The sequence below is a fragment of the Bacteroidota bacterium genome, from assembly GCA_016713925.1.
Taxonomy (GTDB): Bacteria; Bacteroidota; Bacteroidia; order AKYH767-A; family OLB10; genus JAJTFW01.
The window spans coordinates 720,240-739,643 of the sequence record JADJOH010000008.1; the positions used below are offsets into that span (position 1 = coordinate 720,240).

Annotated in this window: 9 protein-coding genes; 7 read left to right on the forward strand and 2 right to left on the reverse strand. The window is 43.2% G+C overall.

Annotation, left to right across the window (positions count from 1 at the left end; genetic code table 11):
* Window positions 1–229: 229 nt before the first annotated feature.
* On the reverse strand, window positions 230–733 hold the full coding sequence (locus IPJ86_17120; GenBank protein MBK7888943.1) for a TlpA family protein disulfide reductase: 504 nt from the start codon (window positions 731–733) through the stop codon (window positions 230–232).
* 457 nt (window positions 734–1,190) lie between these two features.
* On the opposite strand from IPJ86_17120, the gene IPJ86_17125 reads away from it, so the two are divergent.
* Both IPJ86_17125 and IPJ86_17130 read left to right on the forward strand, forming a co-directional pair.
* Window positions 1,191–1,916 (forward strand): T9SS type A sorting domain-containing protein, encoded by a 726-nt coding sequence (locus IPJ86_17125; GenBank protein ID MBK7888944.1) that lies wholly within the window; start codon window positions 1,191–1,193, stop codon window positions 1,914–1,916.
* A gap of 177 nt (window positions 1,917–2,093) precedes the next feature.
* Window positions 2,094–4,391 carry an NADP-dependent malic enzyme gene (locus tag IPJ86_17130; GenBank protein MBK7888945.1) on the forward strand — a complete coding sequence of 766 codons (2,298 nt, stop codon included), beginning with the start codon at window positions 2,094–2,096 and terminating at the stop codon, window positions 4,389–4,391.
* A 200-nt stretch (window positions 4,392–4,591) separates the two neighbouring features.
* On the opposite strand, the gene IPJ86_17135 is transcribed toward IPJ86_17130, so the two are convergent.
* Window positions 4,592–6,034: a gliding motility-associated C-terminal domain-containing protein gene (locus IPJ86_17135; protein MBK7888946.1), complete on the reverse strand. Its 1,443-nt coding sequence runs from the start codon at window positions 6,032–6,034 to the stop codon at window positions 4,592–4,594.
* A 418-nt stretch (window positions 6,035–6,452) separates the two neighbouring features.
* Here IPJ86_17135 and ruvA point away from each other — a divergent pair, with 418 nt between their 5' ends.
* The 5 genes from ruvA to IPJ86_17160 all read left to right on the forward strand — a co-directional run bounded on the left by ruvA (window position 6,453) and on the right by IPJ86_17160 (window position 19,400).
* Entirely contained in the window at window positions 6,453–7,040 is a 588-nt protein-coding gene (gene ruvA / locus IPJ86_17140; protein ID MBK7888947.1) for a Holliday junction branch migration protein RuvA, read from the forward strand.
* A 120-nt stretch (window positions 7,041–7,160) separates the two neighbouring features.
* Window positions 7,161–14,429: a cell surface protein SprA gene (gene sprA, locus IPJ86_17145; GenBank protein MBK7888948.1), complete on the forward strand. Its 7,269-nt coding sequence runs from the start codon at window positions 7,161–7,163 to the stop codon at window positions 14,427–14,429.
* Between the two features lie 35 nt (window positions 14,430–14,464).
* Complete coding sequence (gene gcvH / locus IPJ86_17150; protein ID MBK7888949.1) at window positions 14,465–14,845, forward strand: glycine cleavage system protein GcvH; 381 nt, start codon at window positions 14,465–14,467, stop codon at window positions 14,843–14,845.
* On the forward strand, window positions 14,817–15,248 hold the full coding sequence (locus IPJ86_17155; protein ID MBK7888950.1) for a VanZ family protein: 432 nt from the start codon (window positions 14,817–14,819) through the stop codon (window positions 15,246–15,248). The genes gcvH and IPJ86_17155 overlap by 29 nt, the downstream gene beginning before the upstream one ends.
* A gap of 201 nt (window positions 15,249–15,449) precedes the next feature.
* Complete coding sequence (locus IPJ86_17160) at window positions 15,450–19,400, forward strand: VCBS repeat-containing protein (GenBank protein ID MBK7888951.1); 3,951 nt, start codon at window positions 15,450–15,452, stop codon at window positions 19,398–19,400.
* The last annotated feature ends 4 nt before the right edge of the window (window positions 19,401–19,404 follow it).

Sequence of the window (19,404 nt, forward strand, 5' to 3'; positions counted from 1 at the left end):
TTCGTATCCGGAGCTGATTCGTGTCAATATTTTATGGGCTGGCAATCCTTCCTTCCTTTGAAAATGCGAACATGCCATTGGGAACCATGGTAAAGAAAGTGATTGATATAAAAGGATTTATCGTTATTTATATACTAATAACGTGGAGTATAAGGAAGGGGATAGAAAGGGCATGTAATAAGAAAAGGGTCCATCAAGTGACAGACCCTTTCTAAATAGTTGGAATGAATTATTTGCCGGACAATTTTTTCAGCTCTTCGTACATTTTTTCTTCGTCACCGGGAGCATAAGTATTTCTTTGTGAAACGATCTTTCCTTGTCCGTCAATTAAGAAAGTATGAGGAACATTGTTAACGTTCATCGCTCTTCTGAAGTCGGAATTGGAGTCAAGAAATATATCAAATTCCCAACCTTTTCCTGCTACAAAGGGAGCCACAGAACTCATCGTACGGGTATCATCTATTGAAATGGCATAAATTTTCACCCCTGTTTCTTCCTGCCATTGTGCATAATTTTCATTCATGCCATTCAGGGAGGCAACACAAGGCTTGCACCAGGTAGCCCAAAAATCAACGATCATGGGTTTGCCTTCATTTTTAAGTTCCGCCGTACTAAATGGTTTTCCGTCTATATCTTTGATGGTAACGACAGGGATATCAGATTTTTTTGTGTCCTGTGCCTGAAGGTTTGAAAAAGTTAATAGTAATACAATAACAAGAATTGCGTTTTTCATATTGGAGGTTTAAATAAGAATGTTAGTTGTTCAAAAGTACGAAAATTATCATCATTTCTAAATTCCTTTATCGCATTTCATAGAATCATCATTTCGCTAATAGGATGAAATCGGATCTTTTGTATGATCCCTTAAATTAGGGGGTTGAATGGGTGTTTTGGTATTTATTCCCGTGCTTAAGGCTGATCGAAAAGCCAAAAGTCATTGTAAAGCAAAACATAATGGGGGATTTGACTTTGAAGTAGTAGGTTGGCTTTTATCTGAAAATAGTAGCTAAATCTTTGATATACAATATGTAGTGGTGAAGGAAGTTAGGTTCTTCCCCCGATAAATGACCATCAGAACGTTGATTTTAAATGGATTTGTAAAAATTCTGCAAGAAAGGATACTGGTATCCTGTTAAATGAATTTTTTTTATATCTTTAACCCTCCTAAGCACAATAAAAAAGAATTAGATATGAAGAAATTTACAATCTTAGTGATGAGTTGTATTGCATTACTGAACGTTCATTCGGTATCAGGTCAATCATTTAATCTTAGTAACGTTACTCCCATCACTGTAATCAGTGATCCATGGGTGGATGTTGATTCGCATGTTTATATAGAGAATACCACCAGTGTCTCCAAGCAAGTGAAAGTGGATAGATTTCTGAATGTGCTCGCAACAGGTCATTCTGAATTCTTTTGTTTTGGTACAGGAGCTACCGGATTATGTTATCCTCCCGGAACTGATTTTTCAAATGGAAATGATATCATTCCCGGCAGTACAATAGATCAGTCTTTCAAAGCAACTGTCCGACCACTTGGTAATTTCGGATATACCTCTATTCATTTCCGTTTCAGTGATACCAATAATCCAGCTGATTCTGTTGGTGTTGATCTGGGATGGAATTTTACCACTTCCTTGAATGAAAATCAGCAGGTATATGGTTTATCCAAACCTTTACAAAACCCGGCCGATGCATTTACAGTTTTCTCTTTCAATCTGCAAAGCAATGATCAGAATGATAAACTGATCGTTTTCAATATGCTTGGGTCGATAGTAAAAAGTATGGATGTCCCCGGAAAATCAGGTACATTGGTTATGAATACTTCTGATCTTAAAGCAGGAGTATATATGGTGTCTTATATCAGTAATGGCAAGGCCAAAGACAGTTGTCGTCTGGTTGTAAATCATCAATAATCTAACGGTTATCACTATACGAAAAAGGGGCTGGATGGCCCCTTTTTTGATTAATGTCAGTGATCAGGAGTTGTTTTTTCTTTCGAGGACATACTTATTTCATTAAATTTGCAATACCAAACAATAACCCTCCACCTTTATAAATTTAGAAAGCAGAGGTGGTTAAATCATTAAGTTATGCCAGATAACCATCAGGAAGCACTCGACTATCATTCGTTGGGTCGCCCGGGTAAAATAGAAGTAGTTCCTACTAAGCCGACCAGTACTCAGCGTGATCTCGCCTTAGCGTATTCGCCGGGCGTAGCTGTGCCCTGCCTCGAAATTGAAAAGAATCCGGAAAGCGTTTATAAGTACACCGCCAAAGGAAACCTCGTAGCTGTAATTTCCAATGGCACCGCAGTACTCGGTCTTGGAAACATTGGTCCTGAAGCGTCGAAACCGGTGATGGAGGGAAAAGGTCTTCTCTTTAAAATATTTGCTGACATAGATGTTTTTGATATCGAAATTAACCAAACGAACGTCGACGATTTTGTTAAAACCGTGAAGGCAATTAGCCCGACTTTCGGTGGTATTAATCTGGAAGATATTAAAGCTCCGGAATGTTTCGAAATTGAACGTCGCCTGAAGGAGGAGTTGAAGATTCCGGTGATGCACGATGATCAGCATGGAACGGCGATCATTTCAGGTGCTGCCGTTATTAATGCATTGGAATTGGCAGGAAAAAAAATTGATGAAGTTCGCTTCGTAGTGAATGGCGCCGGTGCTTCTGCGATTTCCTGTACTGCACTATTTGTTTCGCTTGGTGCTAAGCTGGAGAATATCGTAATGTTAGATAGCACGGGTGTGATCCGTCACGACAGAGAAAATCTGGATATAAATAAAGTCCGTTTTGCAACGCGTAGAGATATTCATACCCTGGAAGAAGCGTTGGTGAATGCCGATTTATTTGTGGGCTTATCTAAAGGAAATATATTGAATGGGGATCATATCCGAAGCATGGCGGCTGATCCGATCGTATTTGCCATGGCGAATCCTGATCCTGAAATTACCTATGAGGAAGCTGTTGCCGCCCGTCCGGATATTATTATGGCTACAGGTCGTTCCGATTATCCCAATCAGGTGAATAATGTGATCGGCTTTCCTTTTATATTTCGTGGAGCACTCGATGTACGGGCCACTCAGATCAATGAGGCAATGAAACTTGCTGCGGTGCATGCTATCGCTCAACTGGCGAGAGAACCGGTCCCTGAAATTGTCAACCTGGCCTACAATCAAAAAAATATCACTTTCGGTCGTGATTATATTATTCCCAAACCACTCGATCCACGTTTGATTCATACAGTGGCCCCGGCAGTTGCCAAAGCAGCAATTAGTTCAGGCGTCGCTCAGAAACCGATTACTAACTGGGAGGCCTATGAGAACGAATTGAAGAAACGTCTCGGCCTCGATAATAAGCTGATTCGCGTGATTACCAGTAAGGCGAAACAAAATCCCAAGCGTGTGGTTTTTGCAGATGCCGATACCTATAAAATTCTTAAAACCGCTCAGGTAGTCCGGGAAGAGGGTATTGCTATTCCTATTTTGCTTGGAAATAAAGTGAAGATTCAACGACTCATCGAAGAGCATAGCCTGCGGATTAGTGATATCACGGTGATAGATCCCCGCGAGGAAAACCAAACGCTGGAAGAATTCGGAAGAATATTCTTTGAGAAAAGAAAGCGTCGTGGTTATACCCTCTACGAAGCCAAGAAAATTATGCAGGAGCGGAATTATTATGGTGCAATGATGGTGGAAACCGGACAGGCAGATGCAATGATTTCAGGCCTTACACGTAATTATGTGGACACCATTAAACCGGCTTTGCGCATTATCGGGACAGAATCCGGTGTGGACAAAGTGGCAGGGATGTATATCATGATTACTAAGGATGGTCCCGTGTTTTTTGCTGATACCACTATAAATATTGACCCCACTGCGGAAGATATTGTTGAAATCACATTGCTAACGGCGAAGGCTGTACGTCAATTTAATATTGCTCCCCGTATCGCACTTCTTTCTTATTCTAATTTCGGATCCTCTAATACAGAGAGCGCTATGAAAATGCGCAGGGCAGTAGAAATACTTCATGCTAAGCACCCTGATTTACTCGTGGATGGTGAAATACAAGCCAATTTTGCTTTCAATCCTACTATGCTGAAGGACAATTATCCGTTTAGTGATCTGGCCGGTATCGGTGCAAATACATTGATATTTCCCAACCTGGATGCCGGTAATATTGCCTATAAATTGATGCAAACCATGGGCGGAGCAGAAGCCATAGGTCCGATTTTACTTGGTCTTAAAAAGCCGGTGCATATTCTTCAACTGGGATCTTCCGTTCGCGAAATCGTGAATATGGTGACCATCGCCGTTGCAGATGCACAAGCCCGTCAATCTCATCAGGAAATTTCGAAAAAAGAAAAAATAAAACACTGATTAATTTGAAAATTTGATGATTTGAAAATGGGTTGATTAGGTCACGAAATCAGGCGTGGTCGGTTCAATGAATAAACTTTCGTACCCCCTCCAAGAATGTTTCGCAATCCGCAAAATTTCGCAATTCGTACTTTCGTAGAATTTCGTATTTTGTATTTATATCATATAATGTTATTGAATAAAAGATTAGATTTCTTTGATTAACGCAACAAATGTATGATTTGTCTGATTTCTTTTTCGCGGATACGGTCTTCGTCATAGCCTTCATAATGAAGTTTGGCTATGTAAATGCCTTCCGGTGCGTCTTGTCCGTTGTATCTGCCATCCCAGTTATCTGCTAACGACGCCGATTGGTAAACTTCCTGTCCCCAGCGGTTGTAAATGGATAATTTGTACAATTTTAAAATACAGTCGCTGATCGCACCAAAAGTTTCGTTTTTAGAATCGCTATTGGGTGTAAATGCGTTGGGTAGCCATACCTCACAAGGACATTTTTCAAATTCTACAGCTAGTGTATCCGTTGCAAGTCCACATTCATTTTCTGCTTTCACTATATACATTCCGGGAGTGCGGATGATGATGGAAGAAGTGCTCTCACCGGTCGACCAAATCACAGGACTATTGCTTACCGATTCCAGCATTTTTTCTACACCGAAGCAAACAACAGTGGTGTCAGCAATAATTTCCGCTGTGGGAGGAGCTAAAACGCTGATGTAATCTTCTTTTACAATGGAATCACGTCCGCATTCATAAAGAGTGACGAGTGTAACATCATATCTCCCCGCATTGGCGTAACAAATGTTCGCCGGAGAACTATCGTTTGACTGTGGCGTATCCGCGCCCTCGAAATACCAGGTTCTGTAATAACGGTCAATGGAAGATATGTCTTGAAAATTGAGGCATTCATTTTCGCAAATTTCCAGTTCGTTTGCTGTAAATCCACTAATCCCCGGTGGAGGATCAGCGATTTTTGTGAGACTAATATCATCTACATTAAAATAATCCGTCTCCCCCACTTGCAAACACGTTGGTGTGGTGGTGCTGTCATTACAGAAGATTCCGATCATCACCGCATCGTAACAGCTATCTGCAGTGAAGTCGATGGTGAAATCAGCATAACTGCTGACCGGAACCAAGCTCGGGTCAATTTGAACCTGTGGCCGGAATGTTGCACAACCCCGCAACGGTGCATTCGGCGGATGGATAGATTTGAAGAAATAAAATCCTAATGAAAAACAATTCATCGAAGGTGGAGGAAGGTTGGTAGTAGGTTGCAACCAATGCGAAGTAACACGATATCTTGCTCCCGGAATCAGCGTTTGTGTCAACATCCCTTTAAAAGTTTCTCCATACCAATCCTGACCGGGATTGAAAATAAAAGGTGCAGCGCAAACCAGACCAATCACCCCTGAGCCCGTTCTTGGCACACCATAAACACCAAGGGTAGTTGGAGCATAATATCCGCAATGATAAAAGTCAGCGGTACCCACCGCCGAATCCCAACCCGTACAGCGATTGATTTGAGAAGTATAAGTAGGACATTGACTAAATAATTCAAAACCCGGATTTGGAAAAAGGTTCTGAGCACCACTCATTGCCGGTGTGGCTATTAAGAGAATTAAAAGCAATAAACGTAGAAGCATATCGTCAACTGAATAAGTACAAAGTTTATTTTTAATTTATTTAATCAGGTCAATTATTTGTCAACTTATGGTTTTTCTTTCAGGTGCGCTCTTTCGTTTGCAATCCTCTTTTTCTACATTGATTTCTCAACCGAAATTAGGGGAAGGTAGAAAAAAATCCAATAAATTTATAGTGTATTCGGGTATTTCCAACCTGTAGCCGCGTTTCATGAAACGCGGCTACAGGTTGGAAAACCACAACATGAAACGCGGCTAAAGGTTGGAAAACCACAACATGAAACGCGGCTACAGGTTGGAAAACCAAGACGCTAAACAAGATGATGCATCAAGATATTTAACAAATTGTCAAGCAGCAAGTGGCAAGCAGCAAGCGTCAAGAAGCAGAAAATTGGCATCAATAAACTTTTAACTTTGCCCCATGTCCGATTACTTTAATGGAAAAATCGCTTCGTTAGACCCAACTGCTGTGACCATCGAATGTGGTGGCGTTGGCTATCATTTGCAAATCTCCCTGCATACTTATGGACAATTAAAGGACAAGTCTACCTTTCGGCTTTTTGCACATCATGTGGTACGGGAGGATGCACAGCTCCTGTTTGGATTTGCGGAGGAAGGGGAGCGTTATATGTTCAGGGAGCTATTGAATGTCAGTGGAGTAGGAGCTTCAACGGCACGAATTGTTCTCTCTTCGATGACGGCCGGACAATTGCGAAATGTGATCGCCTCCGGTGATATCATCAGCCTGCAGAAAGTAAAGGGGATTGGCGCCAAAACCGCTCAAAGGATTGTAGTTGACCTCCAGGATAAGATGAAAAAGGGCCAGCAGGAAGTAATTATTAATTCTTCCGGAGGACACAATACAGAGAGTAATGAGGCGTTAAGTGCTCTGTTAACGCTGGGATTTGCCCGTGTTAATGCTGAAAAAGCTATCTTACAAGCTTCGAAATCATTGGGTTCAGACTCCAAAGTGGAGGATATAATTAAGGTGGCTTTAAGTTACCTCTGAAACATTTGATTTCTATGCTCGTTAAACCTTTCAGAATGGAATCTCTGTAGGATTCGGTTCTTGCAGGTTTTGTGCTATTTTTGGCCGCCTGTATTTATTACCTAATAACCCACCTGACTGTTGAAGCGTTTCCGTTCGTATTCAATTCTTGCATTTTATTTCTGCTCGCTGATGACCATGGTATGGGCAACAGGTCCGGAATCGGTGATAGATGTTTTCCCGTCAATGCCCTTGCTGGTTCCCGGTGATTCGGATACAACAAACATCATTTTACCCTACCCTTTCGAAGATCGCTGGGCGGATCCTTATAACTCGCAGGCTCCATCCAGCCCTTTGTATATGAGTGACCCCTCGAATATTCAAACGACGATCCAGTATAATCCCGATGAACGTCAATACGATATTTCTGAGAAAATAGGGGATGAGTTTTTCAGAAGCCCCAGCTACATGACTTTTGAGGAGTTTAAGGAAGCGGAGTTTGAGAAAAGCACGAAGAACTACTGGAAACAAAAAGCAAATTCTGATAACCTCGATAAACGGAAAGGGGGCTCGCCCAGAATTTATGTGGGTGGAGAAGCCTTTAACAGAATTTTCGGAGGAAATACCATCGATATTCGCCCGCAGGGATCTGCTTCCCTCGCCTTCGGATTAAATATCAGCCGCTATGATAACCCGACCCTGCCCGAGCGTCAGCGTCGTATTACCACTTTCGATTTTCGTGAGCAGATTCAAATGAATGTGATTGGTAATATCGGTGAGAAGCTGAAGATTACCACCAATTATAATACACAAGCCAGTTTTGATTTTGAGAACCAGATGAAACTGGAGTATACCGGTTATGAAGACGAGATTATTCAGAAGATAGAAGCCGGTAACGTAAGTCTTCCGCTGAATAGTCAGTTGATTCAGGGTAGTCAGAGTTTATTCGGAATAAAGACACAATTGCGTTTTGGTCGCCTTATGGTCACCAGTTTGCTTTCTCAACAAAGAGGGCAGGCCTCGAATATCGAAGTGAAGGGCGGTGCCACTACCACGAAGTTCGATATCCCCTGTGATCAGTATGAAGTGAACAAACATTATTTTGTGGGAGGATACTTTAAAGATCAGTATGATATCTCACTTGCCGATCTGCCTTTCATTAACTCCCTCGTCGCCATCACCCGTATCGAAGTTTGGGTGACCAACCGGAATAACAGTACGGATAATACCCGTACAATTCTTGCAACGATGGATCTGGGGGAAAAGAATTTTTTTAATACCGACTATATTAGTCCATTGTCAAATTCGCCATATCCTGATGATTCTAGCAATACACTTTATGATCAGTTAAATGCAATTCCGAATTTGCGTAATGTAACCCAGGTTCAGAATGAAATTGCGAGTATCACTCAGTTAAGTCCTTCCCGTGATTACGAGGTGGTACAGAATGCACGTCGTTTGGCTACCACTGAATATACCTTCAATCCTCGTCTGGGATATATCTCCTTAAATCAGGCGCTCAACGGAAATGAAGTACTGGCTGTAGCCTATGAATATACCATCGGCGGACAAGTGTACAGAGTCGGTGACCTGACCAATACCGGTATTGAACCACCCAATGTGATGTTCCTGAAACTGATCAAAGGCCGTGTGAACAATACCAAGCTTCCTACCTGGGACCTGATGATGAAGAACATCTATGCCCTCGGTGGTTTCCAGATCGACCGTAAGGATTTTAAGATGGATGTACTGTATTATGTGGACACCATCGGTAACCGACTGAATTATATTCCTACTTCTCCTGCCCAACCTAACGTTTATGCCAAGCCGCTGAACAGATTGTTTAACCTGGATAAACTGAATTCAAACAACGACCCTCGTCCGGATGGTGAGTTTGACTTTATCGAAGGCGTGATGATAAACAGTGCGAACGGAAGAATTATTTTCCCGGTGCGTGAACCATTCGGATCCTATCTGCGAAGTAAATTCACCGATTCCGTTTCCGCCGAACCCTACGTCTATCAGGCCCTCTATGATTCCACACGAATTTTCGCGATACAGCAGGCCGAGAAAAATAAATTTAGTCTGAAAGGAAGTTATATCAGTAAGTATGGTTCTGATATTCCTCTTAATGCCATCAACATTCCACAGGGATCTGTAAAGGTAACTGCAGGTGGCGCGCAGCTGGTAGAGAATGTGGATTATACCGTAGACTATAACCTCGGTCGCGTAAAGATCATCAATCAGAGTATTTTGAATTCCGGTACAACGATCAATATCGCACTCGAAAGTAATACCCTCTTCAGCATTCAATCTAAAACACTCTTCGGTTCACGATTTGATTATACCGTGAATAAAGATTTGGTATTAGGCGGTACCTTACTTCGACTCAATGAACGTCCCATCACTCAGAAAGTAAATATCGGTGATGAGCCTATTGCCAATACGATCTGGGGAGTAGATGGAACCTGGAGAACGGAGTCGCGGTGGCTGACCCGCATGATCGACAAACTGCCGGGCATTTCAACCAAGGAACCCTCTAACATCACGGTTGCCGGAGAATTTGCAAATCTTATCCCGGGAAATAATAAGGCGATCGGTAAAAACGGTACGGCATATGTGGACGATTTTGAAGGGAGCCAAAGTACCATCGACCTGCGAAATGTGGGAAGCTGGATCATCGCATCTACACCAAACAATGGCTTATTCCCGGAAGCAGATAGTATAACGCTGGCGTATGGCCGAAACAGGGCAAGATTCAACTGGTATATCATCGATCCGCTCTTCTATCGCGATATTCAGGATGTAACCCCTCCGAATATTGATGACAATGAAATTTCGAATCACCTGGTGCGTCAGGTGCCTGAGAAGGAAATCTTCCCGAACCGTGATGCGCCACAAGGTCAGACCGTCGTACTTCCTGTTTTCAATATGTCCTTCTATCCGGATGAACGTGGACCGTATAATTATGATGCTGATCCTTCATTTATTGATCCTGCTACCGGTAGATTTACCAATCCTGCAGACCGCTGGGGTGGTGTAATGCGTCGTATTGAAACAACAGATTTTGATGTAGCCAACGTGGAGTTCATTCAGTTCTGGATGATGGATCCCTTTAACAGCAATACGCAGAATACCAATCAGGGTGGAGGAGATCTTTATTTTAACCTGGGTAATATTTCTGAAGATGTATTGAAGGATGGAAAGCTCGAGTATGAAAATGGATTACCGAGTGATGGTGATACCAGTCGTGCTACAAGAGGGGTATGGGGATTCACGCCTCAAACGCAACCTCCTATTATTTACGCCTTTGATAACAATCCCGATGCACGTCAGTTTCAGGATGTCGGTTTTGACGGATTGAGGAATGATCTGGAAGGTTCATTTTTTCAGGATTACCTCAACCAAATGCAGAGTATCGTTACGGCGCAGGTGTATCAGAATCTGACGACGGACCCCTCTTCCGATAACTACCATTATTACCGCGGGACCGATTATGATAATCAGGGATTGGGTATCCTTGACCGTTACAAGCGGTTCAGTAATGGAGAAGGAAACTCGCCCACCGATAATCAGTCTCCGGAAAGTTATCCCACAGCAGCCACAACCATTCCTGATGTAGCCGATATCAACAAAGATTTTAATCAGGAGAACAGCGAACAGTTTTACCAGTATCGTGTTTCCCTGCGTCCGGGAGAGATGAATGTCGGACAGAATTTTATCGTCGATAAAGTAACCCGTACCGTCAATCTGCCGAACGGCAATAGCGATCAGATCACCTGGTATCAGTTCAAAGTACCTATTCGCGAAATCAATGGAACAAATCCTAACATCACCCGCGTTGGGGATATCGAAGGATTCAATACCATCAGTTTTATCCGGATGTTCATGACCGGATTTGAACAGCCCATGACATTACGTTTTGCGCGACTCGAATTATTACGCGGGGAGTGGAGGAAATATAATTACGATTTAAGATCAACAGGAGATGTTATCGGTACGGATCCTAACAATGCCACTTTCGATATTTCTGTTGTGAATATTGAGGAAAACGGAAAACGTACTCCTGTGAACTATGTTATTCCTCCCGGCATTTTGCAGGAAGTGAATATTGGCTCCACTGTATTACAACGTTTGAATGAGCAATCACTCGCATTGAAAGTTTGTGATCTGGAAGATGGAGATGCACGTGGTGCATTTAAAAATCTGGAACTGGATCTTCGCCTTTATGAAAAGATTAAAATGTTTGTTCATGCCGAAGCGAGTGGTGATGAAGATGCATTGAAGAACGGCGATCTCAGCGTATTCCTGCGGATGGGTAATGACTTCAACGAAAACTACTACGAGTATGAAGTGCCGCTTACCGTAACCGGATGGGGCGTAACGGCATCAGATGCGATCTGGCCGACATCGAATAACATCGAACTGGAGTTGGAGAAATTTGTTGACCTGAAGTTGCGAAGAAATAAAGCGGTGGATAATTCCGGTGGTGCTTTAAATATTACGAGTGTCTATTCGGAATTGGAAAGTGGCTCTAACCGAAAGTTTACTGTAAGAGGTAATCCCTCTCTCAGTTCTGTGCGATCCATCATGGTAGGAATTCGTAATCCGAAGCTGGATCCGCTCGCGCCCGGAGGTGATGACGGACAACCCAAGTGCGGTGAAGTCTGGGTGAATGAATTGCGATTAACTGACTTTAGTAAGAAAGGAGGTTGGGCCGCTAACGCCCGCGTCAATGCGAAACTGGCAGATATCGGAAATCTTACTGTCGCCGGACAACATAAATCAGCCGGCTTCGGACCACTGGATCAAAAAGTAAGTGAACGACCGGTAAACAGTGAAACAACATTCAACGTTACATCATCCCTCTATCTCGGAAAATTCCTTCCGGCAAAAGCCAATCTGGATATTCCGATGTATGTGAACTATGGAACGATTGTCCGTAATCCTGTTTATGATCCGCTGGATCAGGACGTGCTCTTCACCAAGTCACTCGATGAAGCCGAAAGTAAAAAGGAAAAGAGAGAAATTAAGAAACGCTCACAGGATTATACCCAGAACAAGAGCATTAACTTCACCAATGTTAAAAAGAACAGAGGTGCCGGGGCAACAGGAAAACCAAAAGTTTACGATATTGAAAATTTCAATTTCAGCTACGGCTATGACGAGATCTTTCACAGAGATATTAATATTGAATACGATTTAGTAAAAACCCATCGGGGAGCTATTGGTTATAATTACAATACTACTCCTAAATACATCGCTCCTTTTGCAAAAACACAAGCGATGAAGTCCAAGCACCTGAAGCTGATTAAAGACATCAACCTGAATCTTATTCCGACCAGTTTAAATTTCCGTACCGATGTTACCCGCATGTACGGGGAGAAATTATTCAGGAACAATACCGGTTACAGCGATATCATTCGCGATACTTTCTTCAATAAGAATTTTGAAATGCGAAGACTCTATGACTTCAAACTGGATCTGACCCGCAGTATCAAAATTGACTTTAATGCCAATAACTACTCTGTCGTTGATGAGCCGGAAGGAAAAATAGATACCAAGGAGGACAGAGATTCTATTCAGAGTAATATCTGGGGTAAGAACTTCCTCCTGGGACGAAATAAGAACTATCAGCATACCGGAAATGTATCCTATCAGGTGCCATTGAATAAATTCCCTCTCCTCGACTGGATATCAGTGAATGCCCGTTACGGATTTAACTACAGCTGGACCGCAGGCCAATTCCTGCGAAATTCTGCCGGAGCCTTCACCACAGATCCTCGTACAGGAAATACCATTCAGAATTCGAATACAAAACAGTTGAATGGGAATTTCACCATGACCACACTGTATAATAAAATACCGTTTTTAAAGAAAATTAATTCCCCAAAACCCAAGCCTGCACCAAAGCCAAAAGCGGAGGTAAAAAAGGATATCAAGAGTGAAATGCCTGATTCATTGAAAGCACAGCTTCCGGATTCACTCAAGGGAAAGAAGCCGCCAAAAATCAAACAGCCGGGTCAGATTCCTGATGCCGTTCGCTTCATCGGCAGAATGATTATGGGTGTGAAGACGCTTGGATTTACCTACAGCGAAAATACAGGTACTACATTGCCCGGCTACGTCAATTACTCTGACGTGTTGGGGCAGGATCTGAACAACAGTTCTCCGGGTTATGGATTTACTTTAGGATCACAAAAAGATATCAGAGAGCGCGCGGTGAGAGATGGATGGATTACATCCGATTCCACGCTGAACAATCCATTGACAAGAACGTACTCTTCTAATTTTTCAGGCAGGGCTTCAATAGAACCCTTCACAGGCATGAAAGTGGAGCTCACGATGAACAGGCAGTTCAGCAGGAATAACTCCGAGTTTTTCAGATACAACGGTACTCGTTTCGAATCGCAGGGAGTAACGGAAACGGGTAACTTCAGTATCTCCGTGATAGGTTGGGGAACAGCCTTCGTGAAAGATGATAAGACAACGTATTCCAGTAAGACCTTTGAAAATTTCAATGATTTCCGGAAGATTATCTCCGAACGATTGGCAGCAGAAAACCCGAATTCGGTGGGCTTTGGTGATCCTGATACTTTCGGTGTAGTGTATAACGCCGGATATGGTGGTGTACAGCAGGAAGTATTGGCCCTGGCATTTCTTGCCGCCTATACCGGGAAGTCACCTACAGGTGTTGATTTAAATGTGTTCCCTAAAATCCCTCTGCCCAACTGGAGAATTACCTACGACGGTTTAAGTAAATTGCCGCTGTTTAAGAAGTTGTTCAATAGTGTAAATCTTTCGCATAGCTATAGAGCGACCTATAATGTGAACTCCTTCCAGCGAAATATTACGTATGTAGATGCCCCTTTCCCGCTTGTGAAAGATATCTCCGGAAACTTTATACCACGACGGGAGCTGGCTCAAATCTCCATGAGCGAACAATTTGGTCCGCTGATAGGAGTAGATGTTACCTGGAAAAACAACATGCAAACAAGGGCGGAATTCCGTCGCGACCGCAATGTTTCATTGACCTATGCCGGTGTTCAGATTACGGAAGTGAAAGGAAATGAAATTGTATTGGGATTCGGCTACAGAATGCCCAAGTTCCGTTTGCCCTTTGGCATCTCCGGTAAGAAAAAGGTTTCCAGCAATAGCCTCAACCTGACCGCAGATTTTTCAGCGCGTCGTAATATTACCATTATCCGTCGTCTGCTGGAGGGTGTGAACCAGCCAACAGCCGGTTTAAATGTCTATTCCATCAAAGGAGCGGCGGACTATGCCGTCAATGAACGATTGAATATTCGTCTTTTCTATGAACAAACGATAAATACTCCTGTGATTTCCACATCGTTCCCTACTTCCAATATCCTCACCGGCGTGGAAGTCAGATTCTCGTTATCGCAGTAATCAATGAAAATGTTAATTTTGAGCAAATAAAAATTATGAATATTCCAGCAGAACTTAAGTACACCAAGGATCACGAATGGATCAGGGTGGAAGGTGACATCGCCACCATTGGTATCACAGACTTTGCACAAGGCGAATTAGGTGATATCGTTTATGTAGAAATTGAAACAGTGGGTGAAACGGTAGACAGAGAATCCATATTCGGAACTGTGGAGGCTGTGAAGACGGTCTCTGATCTTTTTATGCCCGTAACCGGAGAAGTGCTGGAGCTGAATGCAAAATTAGAAGCGCAACCTGAACTGGTCAATAAGGATCCTTATGGAGAGGGATGGATGGTAAAAGTGAAATATTCTGATGCATCACAATTGGCGGATCTTTTAAGTGCTGATGCCTACAAAGCATTGGTCGGTGCCTGATTCTCTGAATAAATCATTCCTAAAGTATAACTGGCCCGGCATTAGCTGGGCTTTGTTGATTCTTATCCTGAGTACAATTACACCACCTTCTTTTACCATTCCACAGCTTTTTGATTTATTCGCACCGGATAAAGTCGCACATTTCGTTTTTTATGCGGTATATGTAATACTCTTTACTTATAGTTTTTCTAAAATGCCTGTTGAAACGAGGTGGACCAGAAATCAATTCAGCATTCCTCTTTTTTCCGGGGCCATTTATGGAGGACTGATTGAATTGTATCAAGGCTATATTTTAAGTGATCGCATTGCTGACTGGGTGGATTTCCTTGCGAACAGTATTGGTGCTTTGATGGGATGGATAGTGATGAGAATCTGGTCCGGGTTTCAAAAGAAAGCGGGATAGTTTTTAATTCCTTATTTCCTTCCAAATCTCCTGAAGAATTCTTCTAGCCTCTGGCATCGGAAAATTGGCTGACGGAGGATCATCCTGAAAAATATTATCCATGATTAGGTGAACGACGTTTTTTCGTTGGTGAAATTAAGAGTCAATCCCAAACAAAGTGATAAATTTGAAAATAGGCTTATCCCTCAATCATCTTCGGAAATGAAAAACAACGGTCATCACTACACGTATGGTAATCTTTTCATTTATACCCTTCCATCAAAATTTAAACATCTTCAACCGCTCGTTTTTTTCTTCTTGCTTTTTCTAACTACGGAAAGCCGTTCTCAGTGGCTGAGTTGGGAGAATGCTTCAACCACAAGACTTACGGTAACCTCCGTGGCAACAAGTGATGGTGAAGAAAAAGATATGTGGGCGGCTGATCTGAATAATGACGGAAGAGAGGATTTGATCGTAGTACGTAAACAGCCTTTCTCCAGTCCTACACAACCCGGAAAGTCGACATTGTTGCTGATGAATATCAACGGTATCCTGACGGATCAAACAACGCTTTATGCTCCTGAGTTTATTAGCACGGTGAGTTTTGCCAGAGATGTTTTTGTTGGAGATTTTGATGGAGATAACTGGAAGGATGTGGTGATTGCAAATACTTTTTTACAACAACCGCAATATTTCAGAAACCGTGGTGCCGATTCATTGGGCAACTGGCTGGGCTTTATAGATGAGTCTTCCACGCGTTTTCCGGCATTAACAGAAGATCCTGTGCGCTTTTGTGCTGTATGGGGCGGTGATGTGACAGGCGATAATCACATGGATATTTATTTTGTCAATTACAGACAAAGTGGTTCGGGAGGTGTATCGCAGGATTATTTGCTGATCAATAACGGCACAGGCTATTTCACCAATGAAAGTGCAGTACGTTTAGGTAATCTGAGAAATTCAGCATTCGGAACGGCTTGTCAGATCAGAGATATGGATAATGACGGCGACAATGATATCGTTAAAAATTCTACACTCTATAATGTGGCACCCTGGAATGCCCGCGGTGTATTGGTGCTTTTCAACAATGGAACAGGGAATTTCACCAACTGGCAGAATCTGGTTCCGACCAGCGCACCCTATATGTTTGAAATTGCGGATTTCGATCTGGATGGTAAGCTCGATGTTTTTGTGGTGGATGATGGCACCGACTATTTATTGAGGACAACGGCATTCGTTCCCAATGTGAGCCTTACCGTCACTAAAACCAATCTTAACTTCGGTTCATCAAATGGTTTTGGCGGTAATGTACATGCTGCCGACCTGGATTTGGATGGCGATCTCGATATCGGTGTAGCCGATGTGGATGTAGATATTCCGCCATGTAACAGTAGTCGCAGAATGGCGATTTATCGTAACGATAATGGCGTGTTCGTTGATGTATATGGATCCACCATCTACCCCTGGGCCGATAATAATTATGACTTTGCCTGGATCGATATCAACAACGATGGCCTCAAGGATTTTGTGTCCGGCTGGTGTGCAGGCTACGGCGTATTTATGAACGATAGTTGTGAACTTGCTCCTACTCCTTCAGATTATGATCAGGATGGATTGGCGGATGCCTGTGATCCTTGTCCTACAAACCCTGATCCGAATTGTGCGCCCTCTTCGGCTTACCCTACCGTTAGTTTAAACCTGAACGTCGCCCGCCAGTGGAATGAATTATTATTGGCGTCCATCCGTAAGGATTTTGCAAGACCTACCGTACACGCCCGCAATCTCTTTCATCATTCCTCCGCCATGTGGGATGCATGGGCAGCCTATGATAACAATGCCATAGAATTTCTGCTTGGAAAAACCGTAGGAACCTATACCTGCGCATATACCGGGATTCCTGCTTCGGCAGATGTGGAGGGTGACCGTCGAAAAGCCATTAGTTATGCATCGTACCGGTTGCTCAGGCATCGCTTTGCAGGATCACCACAAGCTTCGTTATTGATGCAGGCTTATGATGTTCATATGGATTCATTTGGCTATGATAAAGCCTTCACCGGAACTAACTATGCCTCCGGCGATGCACGCGCACTTGGCAACTATATCGCTGCTTGCTACATTGCTTTTGGTTTACAGGACGGTTCGAATGAACAGAATAGTTATGCCAATACGAGTTATGCTCCTGTCAATCCTCCTCTGAATGTAGATGTTCCGGGCAATCCGAATATGACAAATCTGAATCGCTGGCAACCGCTCACGCTGGATCTTTTTATTGATCAGAGCGGTAATCAAATTCCCGGCGCTACACCACCTTTCTTAAGTCCGGAGTGGGGACAGGTAGTTCCATTCGCACTCTCGCCAAATGATATGGTCGTAAACCAGCGCAATGGATTTAATTATAAAGTCTATCATGACCCCGGCACTCCTCCTGAACTTCAGATGGATGGATCAGGAACCTCTTCGCAATACCAATGGGGACATGCACTGGTATCGGTTTGGTCATCTCATCTCGATCCTGCCGATACAACGATGTGGGATATCTCTCCTGCAACACAGGGTAACCGGAATGTATTGCCGGCTAACGCTTCCGCCTATCCGTCATTTTATAATCTGATTGGTGGAGGAACAACGAATGTCGGACATGCCGTAAATCCCGCTACCGGATTGCCCTATGCACCTAATATGGTTAAGCGGGGTGACTTTGCCCGTATCCTGGCCGAGTTCTGGGCAGATGGACCGGAATCTGAAACACCTCCCGGACATTGGTTCACCATTTTCAATTATGTTTCAGATCATCCGCTCGAGACAAAACAGTACAAGGGGGCCGGTCCGGTACTGGATGATTTGGAGTGGAGCGTGAAAGGATACTTTGCATTGGGTGGCGCTATGCATGATGTCGCCGTTTCCATCTGGGGAATAAAAGGTTGGTATGATTCCCCCCGACCTATTTCTGCTATCCGTGCAATGGCTGAGTTAGGACAGAGTACAAATCCTGCTGATTCCAATTATCACCCTGCCGGTTTACCGTTAATAGCCGGTTATATAGAAGTGGTGCATCCCGGAGATCCTCTTGCAGCGGGAGGAGTGAATGTAGGTAAGATAAAAGTAAAAGCCTGGCGGGGACATACCGCAATAAATAATGTAGATACTGATGTAGCAGGCGTGGGTTGGATACTCGCTGAAAACTGGTTACCCTATCAGCGTCCATCCTTTGTTACACCACCATTTGCGGGTTACTTATCCGGGCATTCTACCTATTCCAGAGCTGCTGCAGAAATATTGACCGACTTCACCGGCGATAATTATTTCCCGGGCGGAATGGGAGTGTTTCATGCTGAAGGAGATGAATTTCTGGTTTTTGAAAATGGACCGAGTGTGGATATTGATTTGCAGTGGGCGACGTATCAGGATGCCGCGGATGAATCCTCTTTGTCCCGGATATGGGGTGGTATCCATCCTCCGTTTGATGATATTCCCGGTCGTAAAATTGCTATTGAAGTAGCCGCAGATGTTTTTACTAAAGCAGAAACGTATTTTATAAATATTGCTAACGATAGTGTTTTTGATGTGCCGGGTTGCCTCGATCCTCTCGCTTGTAATTATTCATCGCTCGCAACACAAAGTAATGGATCCTGCACCTATGGTCTCACCTATTATTATGATGGTGATAATGATGGTTATGGAAGTACGGTAATAGATACCGTTAGTTGCTCAGCAATCAGTGGTTATGTTACGAATAAAGGTGATTGTAATGATAATGTAGCGGGACAGAACCCCGGTGTAACAGAACAATGCGCTAACGCACTTGACGATAATTGTAATAATATCATCGATGAAGGTTGTGGTATGGGGACTGTACAGGTGAAAGTGATTATAGAGGGACTCTATACCGGGAATGGTTATATGATTCCGACATTATATGATAATGGAATCAGTTTGAATGCAGAGGCCACAGACTCACTGACAATAGAACTGCATCAATCCGTTTCTCCATTTGGATTGATCAGCGCTCAAGCGGTAATTCTGCTGAGAAATGGGTATGCAGTGAGAGGGAATTATCCACCCAACGGAAACTATTATATTGTGATAAAACATCGTAATGGCATTGAAACATGGAGTAAAAATCCGGTTTCATTCAGTGGTCCAACGGTATTCTACGATTTCTCCAAACCGTAATTGT